The organism is Paraglaciecola sp. L1A13, from assembly GCF_009796745.1.
GTDB lineage: Bacteria > Pseudomonadota > Gammaproteobacteria > Enterobacterales > Alteromonadaceae > Paraglaciecola.
In genome coordinates this window covers 4667090-4679307 of the sequence record NZ_CP047024.1, presented here as the reverse complement: position 1 = coordinate 4679307, position 12218 = coordinate 4667090, and the positions used below count along the sequence as shown (strand labels likewise).

General features: G+C 43.1%; 12 protein-coding genes. 6 read left to right on the top strand and 6 right to left on the bottom strand.

What is annotated here, in order from left to right:
• Nucleotides 1-6: 6 nt before the first annotated feature.
• On the bottom strand, nucleotides 7-516 hold the full coding sequence (locus GQR89_RS19920; RefSeq protein ID WP_158771837.1) for a phosphatase PAP2 family protein: 510 nt from the start codon (nucleotides 514-516) through the stop codon (nucleotides 7-9).
• Nucleotides 517-721: 205 nt separating this feature from the next.
• Here GQR89_RS19920 and rraA point away from each other — a divergent pair, with 205 nt between their 5' ends.
• Entirely contained in the window at nucleotides 722-1207 is a 486-nt protein-coding gene (rraA, locus tag GQR89_RS19915; protein ID WP_158771836.1) for a ribonuclease E activity regulator RraA, read from the top strand.
• 94 nt (nucleotides 1208-1301) lie between these two features.
• Here the strand turns inward: rraA and GQR89_RS19910 are convergent, their stop codons facing one another.
• The 4 genes from GQR89_RS19910 to GQR89_RS19895 all read right to left on the bottom strand — a co-directional run bounded on the left by GQR89_RS19910 (nucleotide 1302) and on the right by GQR89_RS19895 (nucleotide 4016).
• Nucleotides 1302-1709, bottom strand: a complete 408-nt coding sequence (locus GQR89_RS19910; protein ID WP_158771835.1) for a biopolymer transporter ExbD — start codon at nucleotides 1707-1709, stop codon at nucleotides 1302-1304.
• A gap of 377 nt (nucleotides 1710-2086) precedes the next feature.
• On the bottom strand, nucleotides 2087-2896 hold the full coding sequence (locus GQR89_RS19905) for a CLCA_X family protein (RefSeq protein WP_158771834.1): 810 nt from the start codon (nucleotides 2894-2896) through the stop codon (nucleotides 2087-2089).
• Nucleotides 2893-3441 (bottom strand): flavodoxin FldB, encoded by a 549-nt coding sequence (gene fldB, locus GQR89_RS19900; protein WP_158771833.1) that lies wholly within the window; start codon nucleotides 3439-3441, stop codon nucleotides 2893-2895. Before fldB ends, GQR89_RS19905 begins: the two co-directional genes overlap by 4 nt.
• 113 nt (nucleotides 3442-3554) lie before the next feature.
• On the bottom strand, nucleotides 3555-4016 hold the full coding sequence (locus GQR89_RS19895; RefSeq protein ID WP_158771832.1) for a nuclear transport factor 2 family protein: 462 nt from the start codon (nucleotides 4014-4016) through the stop codon (nucleotides 3555-3557).
• A gap of 254 nt (nucleotides 4017-4270) precedes the next feature.
• Here GQR89_RS19895 and GQR89_RS19890 point away from each other — a divergent pair, with 254 nt between their 5' ends.
• The gene (locus GQR89_RS19890; RefSeq protein ID WP_158771831.1) at nucleotides 4271-7381 is read left to right on the top strand and encodes a glycoside hydrolase family 2 TIM barrel-domain containing protein; all 3111 of its coding nucleotides are present in this window, start codon (nucleotides 4271-4273) and stop codon (nucleotides 7379-7381) included.
• A gap of 154 nt (nucleotides 7382-7535) precedes the next feature.
• Nucleotides 7536-8690 (top strand): hypothetical protein, encoded by a 1155-nt coding sequence (locus tag GQR89_RS19885; protein WP_158771830.1) that lies wholly within the window; start codon nucleotides 7536-7538, stop codon nucleotides 8688-8690.
• Between the two features lie 17 nt (nucleotides 8691-8707).
• On the opposite strand, the gene msrA is transcribed toward GQR89_RS19885, so the two are convergent.
• On the bottom strand, nucleotides 8708-9250 hold the full coding sequence (gene msrA, locus GQR89_RS19880; protein ID WP_158771829.1) for a peptide-methionine (S)-S-oxide reductase MsrA: 543 nt from the start codon (nucleotides 9248-9250) through the stop codon (nucleotides 8708-8710).
• A 141-nt stretch (nucleotides 9251-9391) separates the two neighbouring features.
• Between msrA and GQR89_RS19875 the strand changes: the two genes are divergently transcribed.
• The 3 genes from GQR89_RS19875 (at nucleotide 9392) to GQR89_RS19865 (ending at nucleotide 12159) form a co-directional block, all read left to right on the top strand.
• Complete coding sequence (locus GQR89_RS19875; protein WP_158771828.1) at nucleotides 9392-9838, top strand: thiol-disulfide oxidoreductase DCC family protein; 447 nt, start codon at nucleotides 9392-9394, stop codon at nucleotides 9836-9838.
• Nucleotides 9838-10599 (top strand): SDR family NAD(P)-dependent oxidoreductase, encoded by a 762-nt coding sequence (locus tag GQR89_RS19870; RefSeq protein WP_158771827.1) that lies wholly within the window; start codon nucleotides 9838-9840, stop codon nucleotides 10597-10599. The genes GQR89_RS19875 and GQR89_RS19870 overlap by 1 nt, the downstream gene beginning before the upstream one ends.
• A 138-nt stretch (nucleotides 10600-10737) precedes the next feature.
• The gene (locus GQR89_RS19865; RefSeq protein ID WP_158771826.1) at nucleotides 10738-12159 is read left to right on the top strand and encodes a sodium-dependent transporter; all 1422 of its coding nucleotides are present in this window, start codon (nucleotides 10738-10740) and stop codon (nucleotides 12157-12159) included.
• The last annotated feature ends 59 nt before the right edge of the window (nucleotides 12160-12218 follow it).

Sequence of the window (12218 nt, the reverse complement as noted above, 5' to 3'; positions counted from 1 at the left end):
CGACTCTTATAATAAGGATAAACTGAAGTAGGACATGCTTAGTCCCAAGGCGGCGCCAGCAATAATATCGCTTGGATAATGCACACCCAGTAATACGCGAGACAAGCCAATAATACTCGCCCAGCAATACACTAAAATCATCATTGATGGATAAAAGCTAGCGATTAAAGACGCCATTAAAAAGGCTGCCGCAGTATGGCCTGAGGGCAAGCTAAATTTGTCTGAGGGCGTAATATGAGCATTGAAATTTTGCAATAAGTCACAGGGGCGCTGTCGACGTAAAAACTTCTTTAAAATTAGGTATACAGGCAATTCAAGACTATAAGCGAGCAAAGCGCTGTAAATAAACAGAGCGCCATGCTCAGCTTCAAATATCCACAATAATAAACCTAGTATTAGGTATAGATGGCCATCTCCTGTGCGAGACATCCAAATGACTAAACGGCAGTCGCGCTTAGCGGTAAGTCCGAAGAGCCAATGAAATAGCTGGGTGTCTGTCTGAGTAAGTGTTTTCAAGGTCACACTCCATCAACGCGCAATCAATTCGATGGGTTGATACTATTTTTGCTGTGTGAAGTTTAGGTGACAGATTAAAGAACACTTTATGAATTAAATTACCCATAACGGTTGTAGGCAAAAAGCGGGATAAAAGGATGATTAGTAGTAGCATTGCAAATGCCTAGCAGTATACTGGGTGTAAATCGACTGAAGGGGATTAACAATGGAATATAATACGTCTGCATTATGTGATTTGTTTGCCGATAGTGTTGATGTGGTCGAACCTATGTTTGTAAGTTTTGGTGGTCGCGCGTCATTTGGTGGTGAAATAACGACAATCAAATGTTTTGAAGATAAAGGTTTGATCCTTAATGCGCTTGAACAACCAGGGCTTGGAAAAGTACTGCTGATTGACGGTGGTGGTTCGATGCGTCGAGCATTGATCGATTCAACGGCTGCGCAAATTGCTTTTGATAATGGCTGGGAAGGTATTATCTGTTACGGCAGTGTGCGAGAGGTTGATGATCTTGAAGAAATTAATGTGGGTGTGCATGCCATTGCGTCTATCCCTGTTAGTGCCGATGATAAAGGTGTTGGGGAAGTGGATGTTGCGGTAAATTTTGGTGGCGTGACCTTTTTGCCTGAAGATCATGTGTATGCAGACCGCACCGGAATTATTTTGTCACCTGAACCCCTAGACGTCGAATAATCAAACTACTCCTTCAGTAAACTCGTTATTTCAGACATAAAAAAACGCCATCAAATGATGGCGTTTTTAGTATCGATTTCTGTAACGATTAACGTTACTTACCAACTAGAACTGAAACGTTCGCGATACCTGCTTCTTTTGCTTGGTTAATAACTTCAACCACAATACCGTGCTTCGCTTTCGGATGAGCCTGAACAGCTGCGGAATCGGTGTTGTTTTCAGCCAAGAAGCTTTGAATGTTAGCCACGATGCGGCGGATATCCACTTCACGACTATTCATCATGATAGTGCCATCTTGCTCAACGCGGATTGCTAAAGATTTAACATTCGTTTTCGGCGGCGGTGAGTTTGTGTCTTTTGGACGCATAACATCTAGACCTTTTTCTTTTACGAAAGAGGTGGTAACAATGAAGAAAATCAACATGATGAACACGATGTCCAACATGGGGGTCATATCTATTGCTGCTTCGTCATCAGCAGCGCCGTGCTTCTTTCTTTTCATCTGTTCTTGTCGCCAAATTGTTGATAATGAATTCGCCTAGTATAAAGGCACTTTTAATTGAGAGCATCCACTAATTACATATATTTATGCAATTGTATTAACGAAAACGTATTGTTGTTCACATGTATGGTATTAAAAATAACCAATCCAGATTTGCCAGCTGGCGAATCAAAGATGTGAACAATGCTAATTTACGAGCAAAACAAATCGCTTATTCTCTTTATTGACTTATTCCCACGACCTAAAACAACCACGAGTGTCACCCAGATCAAGCTGAGGATATCGCAGATCGTTTTCTGATTCGCAGGCTATTTGTATCGTAGAACGATCATTTTTGCAAACTCAGTACATTTTTTGCGCAGTAAATTTGTTTTCGATTATCTAGCTTTAGGGCTTTTATGCTCAATTGCTTGGCCTAAATGAGCAAAGTAATCAAGAAAGTCGTGTTGTACCCTAAAGCGATGTTGGTCTGTTGGATAAATACCGAGTTTGGCTTCTGGACTTTTTTTTGTGCCTTGAACCAAAAAAGCGTTGCGTATGGAGTGATCTTGTACCATCGCTTCAAATGCCCGAGCTGCGAGTTCTTGGGGGCGTGCAAAGTAAAACAACTTCATTTCTTTATCAACTGCGGCGCTGGTTAGCACGTATTGATTGGCTTCTTTCTTATTGCTGCTTAGAAATATATTTTCGAAACAGCGGCTTAATTTTTTATTCAAAGGATGGGTGTGCATCTCGTGGTCATCAAGCCATAGCTCGGACGCGAAATTTTGCGCCTGACTAGCAACAAATAGTTTGTCACATACATAATGATCAAATGCATGAAACCATTCATGGGCTAACGCGCCGCCTCCTGCGTTTTTAGCTAAGGCTAAACGCTTGGTTTGGGATTCATAATGGGCGCAACTGTGCTTGCGTCCTCCTGTACCAAAGGCTAATGATAACGTGCCGTTTAAGGAAATGACAGACTCTGGAACTTGCAGGATATCCATCAGATCGCAAAAAGCATCAAAAAAAAGATTAGCGGCTATTTGTTGTTCTTCAGCGGTAACCCATTTACCGATATTGATAGTGCGAAAACCAAAAATTTTAACGATATCGTGAAAGCTCACGTTTGCGCCCGCACGATGTTCAGTGCCGTTACGGTAATAGGGTCGATGCAGACGGGATTGCCCCGCTACCAGTGTCACTGACCGTCACTGTCCAATTCTAATAGCAGTTGTTCGGTCCAACTCTCGATACGTTGCTCTGTTTTATCATATTGATTTTCATCATCCAGAGATAAACCGACAAAGTGGGAGCCATCTTTTGTTAGTCCTTTGGATTCTTCGAATTCGTAACCTTCGTTGGGCCAATAGCCGACTATTTTACACTCGAGAATTGCTAACTCGTCATGAAGCATACCTAAGGCATCTTGGAACCACTGTGCATAACCGAGTTGATCACCTAAACCAAACAGTGCAACGGTTTTGTCTTTAAGGTTGAGCTGACTGATATCTTGCCAACATGATTCCCAATCTTCTTGTAATTCACCAAAGTCCCAGGTTGAAATACCAAATATGAGCACATCAAATTGCTCAGCTTGGCTAAGTGGTACATCTTTAATATTAAAAATATCGACCACATGCTCATCGAACAAGCGATTGAACGCAGTTTGGATTTTCTCTGCGGCCATTTCGGTGTAGCAGGTAGTTGAACCGTAGAATAAGCCAATTTTAAAGGACGTATCTGACATGGATACCTTTTAGAAGCGATAAAACAGAGTGCTATTGTCCTTGTTTGCTGGGCATTGGTCTAGGTCTGATAGACTTTGGGAGTGCAATTTTATCGCAATCAAGAATGCTAGCATCAACACTTAGCTGTAGCGTAATAGGTAATGCTGCTAATTAAACCTTTGCGCAGTTGATAAATTGACATCGCACACTGGGACGATGTGATGCCATTTTTTTGGGAAAATGCTTCCTCAACAATCGCAATGGTATCGCCTAAAGCAATACTGTCTTTTATTTGCGAACGGGCGTTCGGTTTTGCTTTGAAATGGGCTTGCATGGCCTCGTTAAGCTGATTTTTGTTGGCGGTTTCTGCAACTAACTGATTGTTTGCTACGTTAAGCCATTTAACGTCTTCAGTCATATTGAGCAACATGGCATTGATGTCATGGGCATTGTAAGCCTGCATAAAGCTGGCAATGCGATCTAAGTTGGCCGTGGCCTGTTGAGCATGGCTTTGAGAGCTAAATATACTTAGCGCAACAAGTATGAAGAAGGCGTTGCGCGCGCAGGCGGTAAAACGAGTGGCAGATATTTTCATTGTGTTTACCCATGAGATTAAATCGTTAATGTATGGTCAATGTTCCACTCTTTTACAGTAGGCGACAACTAATTACCTACAACTATTTTAGTTAACAAATCGTAAATTATTTAATTAATATGTAGTATAAATAATATTATAATAACCTATGTAACGGCATCGTGTCATCGCTGCTGGCCTTCTAGCCCACTTTTACGTGAATAAAGATTCGCAACCGGTGCTACTCATTTATCTGTTTATAGGATCCGTTTGATATGACATCCGCTAATTCTACTACTTTGCCTGATTGGCAAGACCCCCAAGTTTTTGCCATTAATAAAGAGCCTGCTCGCGCTTCGTTTTATAGTTTCTCAAAGGACCCTGGAGGATATGTAGATACACCGTTCATGTCTAAAGATTATTTGCTGCTTAATGGTAAATGGGATTTCAATTGGGTCAACTCACCGGCTTCCCGGCCCGTTGATTTTTTTAAGCCTGATTTTAATAGCGGCCAGTGGGACAAAATAGATGTTCCGGGTAATTGGCAATTACTAGGTTATGGAGCGGCAAATTATATCAATACGCGGATAGATTTTGCTGAACATCCCATTGCAGGGCAAGTGCCTGAAGATAATAACCCGGTCGGTTCTTATCGACGTACGTTTTTATTACCCGAAGGATGGGGAAAACAGCGAATATTCGCCTATCTTGGCGCCGTCAAATCCGCTTTTTACTTGTGGATAAACGGTCATAAGGTTGGGTATTCCCAAGATTCAAAAACGCCGGCAGAATTTGATATTACCGACTACGTAAAAGCGGGCGAAAATGTGATTGCCTTGCAGGTGTATCGTTGGTCTGATGGCACTTACTTAGAGCTGCAAGACATGTGGCGTTTAAGTGGGATTGAGCGCGATGTGTATTTATATAGTGCGCCAAACGTGCGCGTACGTGACTTTCATGTTCTTAGCAACTTAGATGAGACTTATACCGATGGACAGCTTGAATTGCAGGTCAATGTTCAATCTTACTTAGTCGGTCATAGCGACGAACAAACAGCTTATCAATTGCAGGCCCAATTACTAGGGCCTGATCAACACCCAATCATGAGCGAAAATGTATCCATCGAAGCTCTTGATAGGGAACAAGTCGATGTGAGTTTTACCAAAAAGATTAACAATGTGGCCAAGTGGAGTGCTGAAGAGCCGAATCTATATCAGTTAAAGCTGACACTACTTGATGAAAATAATCAGGCTGTGCAGCATATTTATGTGCGTGTTGGATTTCGCACCAGTGAACTCAAAAACGGCAATGTGTTGATCAATGGACAAGCTGTTTTGTTTAAAGGCGTCAACCGTCATGACCACGATCCCATTACAGGCCATGTGATAAGTCGCGAGTCAATGCGCCGTGATATGCAACTGCTTAAGCAGTTCAACATTAATGCTGTGCGCACATCGCATTACCCCAATGACCCGTATTGGTATGCATTGGCTGATGAGTACGGTATGTATCTAGTCGATGAAGCGAATATTGAGTCTCATGGAGTGGGGGCGGCGAATCAGCCCGTTCCTTACGATCCAAGTGGTCATATGGGCAATATGCCGGAGTGGAAAGAGGCTTATCAGGACCGTGTATCGAATATGTACGAACGAGATAAAAACCATCCGAGTGTGGTGATTTGGTCGATTGGTAATGAAACCGGTGATGGCCCCAACATGGAAGCGTTGTATGACTGGCTTAAAACCAAAACCAGCATGCCTGTTATGTCTGAGCAAGCACAACTGCGTCGGCATACGGATATGTATAGCCAAATGTATGCCTCTATTCCGGTACTCGAACATTACGCGCAATTAGGTGAAACACGGCCATTGATTCTTTGCGAATATGAACACGCCATGGGTAACTCTATGGGTAACCTTGCCGACTACTGGCGGGTCATTGAGCAATATCCGCTATTACAAGGCGGATTTATTTGGGATTGGGTTGATCAAACTTTTGCTGTCACCTCCGAAGATGGTACACCTTATTGGGGGTATGGCGGGGACTTAGAAGAACCGGGTATGTATCACGACGGTAATTTTAGTGCCAATGGCATGATGGCTGCTGACAGAACGCCGAATCCACACGCTTATGAGGTGCACGCTGTTTATCAACACATGAGCGTGGAATCCCTAGATAGGGTGAGCCAAACTATACGTGTAAAAAATAAGCGGTATTTTACTGACTTGTCTGATGTAACCTTGCTCTGGCGTATTGAAGGAAATGGCAATGTCATACAAAAAGGCAGTATTGAAAATTTGCATGTAGGCCCTCAAACGACTGAACTTGTTGAATTTACCATAGACGCTTACCTGACCGATGACGCTGAGTATTTTGTTATTTTTGAGTTTTCCAATAAACAGGGGAATGACATGGTACCGGCAGGTTTTGTTGTGGCGCGCAGCCAAGTCTCTGTGCCAACTGATGCAACGCAGACCAATGATAAGCCAAAGGGGACTCGTCATAAGACGAGCGCCTTGCAGATTAGTGAAAGTGATTCGGCGCTGATTATTGCAACGGATTTGTTCTCAATCAGCTTTGATATGACGTCTGGGCTGATTAGCGATTATCAATTGCAAGGTCAACGGATGCTATTGTCGGATATTCGCCCCGAATTTTGGCGGGCCCCAACGGATAACGATTTTGGAGAAGGCTTTCCTGAGAAGGCCAAAGACTGGCAATATGCTGGTCAACATACTGAGTTAACAGCGTTTAACTGGCATCAAACTGACGACAGTATTGAAATCAGCACAGAGCATTATCTTACTGATGTGCAAAGCCGTTATTTGAGTAAATATACGGTCAGCGAAGACGGCAGCATTACCTTTGATATTTGGTTTTACGCTGCGCCCCATAAAATTCATAGTGCGCTGCCACGTATCGGTAGTTTGCTGCAATTGCCTAAAGAATTTGAGCAAGTCGAATGGTTCGGTCGTGGCCCTCATGAAAATTATTGGGATCGTAAACAATCGGCACTGGTGAGTCGATACAGCATGGGAGTAGATGACCTTTATTTTCCTTATGTGCGTCCTCAGGAAAATGGCTACCGCAGTGATGTGCGAAGTGTCACCTTTAAAAATGAAAAGGGCTTAGGATTGACCTTTAATGGTTTACCGCAACTTGGCTTTGGTGCACAGCGCTATGATGTTCATGATTATGACCAATTCGAAAAACGTGGATTGCACCCTCATGAACTGAGCAAGCAAAACAAGCTATTTATTAATATTGATTATAAACAACGGGGGATCGCGGGAACAGACTCCTGGGGCACAGCACCTTTATTTCAATACACCTTGCCTTGGCGAGATTACCACTATGGCTTTGTTATGAAGCCGCACGTAGCCTAAAGGCGAACGCGCAAATTGTTAAGACCGCTATAGTGCTTAAGCGCATATTCAGAGACTGACTGAGGATCCGTCTCTGAGTATTTTTCTTAGTTGACTTGACCACGCTTGCACAACTGCATATAAATCACCGCTAGACAGTTGAATGGGAAATATCATGAAAAGTAAATTCGTAGTGCTGTGGGCATGTGTTGCAGCATTATGTGGGTGTCATAGTGTGCAGCCCCTTCGCGATAGTGCTGTAGCTCTCGATAATCAACTCGAGGCACCCGCTGGAAATGTGGCAACCGTAAAAGGACGGTGGCTTACGGAAGAAAACGGTGCGGTTATGCTTGATCCGCAAACTTCAGGGTTAACGGTTTGGAACGGCAAACTGATTTCTTTGAGTGACAGAAGCGCCGACCCATCTCAGCGATTGCAATTGCATGTGATTTCATCAGAAACCGCCTTGGTATCCCCAGATATAATGGCATTTGAATTAAGTGATGCTTTGAAAGCCAGTTGCTTTGCCAGCTACATTCAAGAAAACCCAGATTTAGAAGCGCTAGTGGCAGTGCCCAATGAACCCGGTATATTTCTTACGATCACCGAAGATGCGAGCGACCATAGGGGCCTTAGCCCAGAGTGCGCCGCAAAGTATGGGCATTCTGGTTCCGTCGATTATCCCTTCCTATTAGTTCGACTTGCTGTGCAAAAAGACCGCTCTGTACTGATGACTCATGTGCGACCTTTGATGTTTGCTGATGGGCTTAACCTCGCTAATTTTCCTAATGATGGTATTGAGGGCTTAGCCCTAAGTGAAGATGGTCAGTTGTACTTAGGCTTAGAAAAAGATGCTGCTGGTGGGGCCCGTGTCTTTACCACTAATATATCGGCAGAGTTTTGGCAGCAAGAGGATTTTATCCCCATGCGTGACACACAGGTCAAGCTGCCATCATTTAAGCACGGCAATCATCCCATTAATGCACTGGAAGTTTATCAACGTGATGGGCATCGCTATTTGTTTGCTGCTGCGCGCAATGATGAACAACTTTGGGTTATAGATTTAGCTGGCCAGCAAGATGCGTTAGTGGTCGATTTGAACTTTTTTGCTCAAATTTATACCCCAAACAAAACCTGCTCTCGTTGGGAGCCAATGGACAATGCGTCTATTGAGGGCCTGACTGTTATGGACGATACAATATGGATGGTTAACGACCCATGGAAAGCCGTATATTTAAAAAATATTCAGTGTGAGCAAAACCGCGCCAAATTCGAAAAGATGGCGCCTTTGCTCTTCAGTTTGCCTATACAGGAAACTTGGTTCCGTTAGGCTAGCCGTTTGCAGCACTAAACAGATTTTAAGCGACTGGCGAAGGTCTTTTTGAATTTAGCCAGTTTAGGTGCGACCACCATATTACAATATTGATTTTGCGGATTATTGCTAAAGTAATCCTGATGATAATCTTCCGCTTGATGGTAATTGTTTAGCGCGATCACTTCAGTTACAACAGGATCTGGCCAAATCTGCTCGTCGGTGATCTCTTGCAGAATCTTTTCAGCTGCCACTTTTTGATCATCGTCATGATAGAAAATAGCACTACGATATTGTGTGCCGACATCATTACCTTGTCGATTCAATTGGGTAGGATTGTGCAAGGCAAAGAAGATTTCTAACACTTCACGGTAGCTTAGTTTGTTAGTGTCAAAATTAACTCGTACTACTTCTGCATGCCCAGTCTGTCCGCTACATACAGCCTCATAGGTTGGGTCTTGAGTTTGCCCACCGGCATAAGCACTAACGGCCAGTTCTACGCCATCAACTGTGTTAAATGCAGATTCTAAGCACCAGAAACAGCCGCCGCCTAGAGTGGCCTGTTGAATATTTGCCATGACTTACCTCGTTAGATTCGTAAACCCTTAATGTGGTCACGCTCGTGCCTTGGTTCAAGGTGTAAAAGAGATTAATCTATTTTACACCTTGAAGCGTACTTATCTTAGTACACATATTGTGACGTTCGTTAGGAGAAATGCATGCAAATTAGGATATTTTACGATGGCTATTGTCCTTTATGTTTAGCCGAAATGAATAAGCTGAAAAAATACGATACGGCGCACAAAATTACGTTTGTAGATATTCAACAGCCAGACTTTGTAGAACATTTTCCTGATCTTAACTGGCACGACTTAGATGCCCGTATTCATGTGCAAAAGCTAGATGGAACTATGGTGACTGGCCTAGATGCAACTTATTTAGCATGGAAGATCGTCGGAAAAGGCTGGTTGTATGCTTGGCTTCGCTGGCCAATCATCCGTTGGTTTGCGGATGGATTTTACAGCATTTTTGCTCGAAATAGATATGCCATTTCATATTTATTGACTGGAAAGAAGCGCTGCCAGTCCTGTAAAATTCCAAAGCTTGTTGGTACCGATACAAGCCGGTCAGCATCAAGCAAAGTTAATAACGGGAGTGCCCAGTAATGGAGCAAAAAGGTAATGCACTAGTCATTGGCGCGTCAGGTGGCATTGGTCAAGAAGTGTTTCGGCAGCTTATCGATTCAACTCGTTATAATATGGTATATGGTGTGAGCAGAAAATTGCAGCAACAAGCTGGCGCCGATATATCGCACTTCGTGAAAGGCGCTCAGCTAATTGAACTTGATTATACTGAAGAGTCGGCGGTTGCCCAATTTTGTCAAGAGCAGCAAGGAACGGGGCAATTTACCCGTGTTATCTGTTGTAGTGGTGTTTTGCATGGATCCAGTGGCGACGGAATTAACTTACAGCCAGAAAAACGCTTAGAGGAAATGTCGGCGGATAAGCTTAGCGCTTATTTTTCAATCAATACGATTCAGCCTGCTATGTGGTTACGATATTTACTGCCTTTGGTTAAAGGCAATCAGTCAGCTGACATTAGTTTTTTTAGTGCGCGGGTAGGCAGTATCCAAGATAATCGCTTAGGCGGCTGGTATGGTTATAGAGCGAGTAAAGCAGCGCTAAATATGTTGGTAAAAACCGCGCAGGTAGAATACCAACGGCGTGCCAAAAATGTCAGTTTGATCTGTTATCACCCTGGCACGGTTGATACGGCCTTATCAAAACCCTTTCAAGCGAATGTAAAAGCACAGAAACTGTTTACCCGTGAATACAGTGTATCCCGCTTGCTAAGCTATTTGAATGGGCTTACCCCAGAGCAAGGGCCATATTTTATTGATTGGGACGGCAAAGCGATCCCTTGGTAACTAAGCACGTTTACACATTGTAAATATTTTAGGCTTTTTACCATCTTTATGAATGCACCTGAGCAAAGACTTTTTAATTATCTGCTGTTAACATCCGCTCATTACAATAAAAATATAACAACAATAAAGGATGACACTATGGGTGCACCTCGCGAACAGTTTGGGTCTCGTTTAGGTTTTATTCTCGCGGCAGCAGGCTCAGCTGTTGGGATCGGAAATATGGTTGGGTTTCCGGTTGCGGCAACAAAAAATGGTGGCGGCGCTTTCCTGCTAATGTATGCCATTTTCGTTGCATTTATCTGTTTACCTGTGATGCTAGCCGAAATGTCGATCGGCCGTGCTAGCCGTAAAGATCCCCTCGGCGCTTACAATGTGCTTTCTGGTGGTCAGTGGCATTGGAAAATAGCCGGTTGGCTTGCCATTATTACCCCTTTTATGATTGCCATATTTTACTTGGTACTGACGGTATGGATTTTTGGTTATTTAGTACAAAGTGTGCTGGGAAATCTTGATTTATTAGCCGATCCAAACACCTTTGGTGTATTTATTAACGGTTATGAACTTTTTTATTACATGATAGGCGTTCTGATTATCGTGTATCTGATTCTGCAAGGCGGGGTTAAACAAGGTATAGAGAAAGCTGCAAAGCTGATGATGCCTGCACTTTTTGTTATGTTAATAGGTTTAGTTATTTTCGTATTGACACTAGATAACGCTTTCGAAGGCGTCAAATACTACCTTATCCCAGACTTTAATAAGATTGATGCGGCAGTTGTTAGCGCTGCGTTGTCCCAGGCATTTTTCTCCTTATCATTGGGCATGGGGATCATGCTCACATACGGTTCCTATTTAGACAAACACAGTGATGTGCCCGGTTCGGCGAAACTGGTTGCCTTAATGGATACGGGCGTTGCGTTTATTGCAGGTCTACTCATATTACCCGCGGTGTTTTCGTTTAACCCAAATACCAACACGGAAAGTTTAAGCGACTCCTCTGTAGGTATGATTTTCACTTTCCTGCCAAAAATATTCTTAGCACTGCAAACAACGATTGGCTACGCAGGCGCAAGCGTGGTGGCAAGTTTGTTCTTCTTGTTAGTATTTTTTGCTGCGATTACGTCTTTGGTGTCCATTTTCGAAGTACCGGTTTCGGCTATGATGGATGAAAAAGGCTATAGCCGTAAGAAGTCTTTGGGGCTGCTTGGTGCTTTACTGGTCGTACTGTCCATTATGGCGGCTACGTCGTTTGGTATTTCATCCTTCTTCACCGAGTTTGTGAGTTATGCGGGCCAAACTAAATCTGTTTTTGACGTGATTATTGACGTGTTTTACGACACTATATTGCCGTTTAATGGCTTGTTAGTTTGTTTATTCGTTATCTACCGGTGGAAGAAAAGTAACTTAAATGCCGAACTGGATATAGGTGCGCCAAAATTTGCTAAAAGCTGGTTCGAAAGGTATGTCAATTTCTCTTTAGGTACCTTTATTCCCGTTATTTTACTGTTAGTATTTATTAATACCGTAGCCCTCAAATATTTTGGTAATGCATTGATTGGCTAGACACAAAAGGCAAGGGCATTACATGTCTTGTTAGCGCTATAACATCCGTCTATATGGGT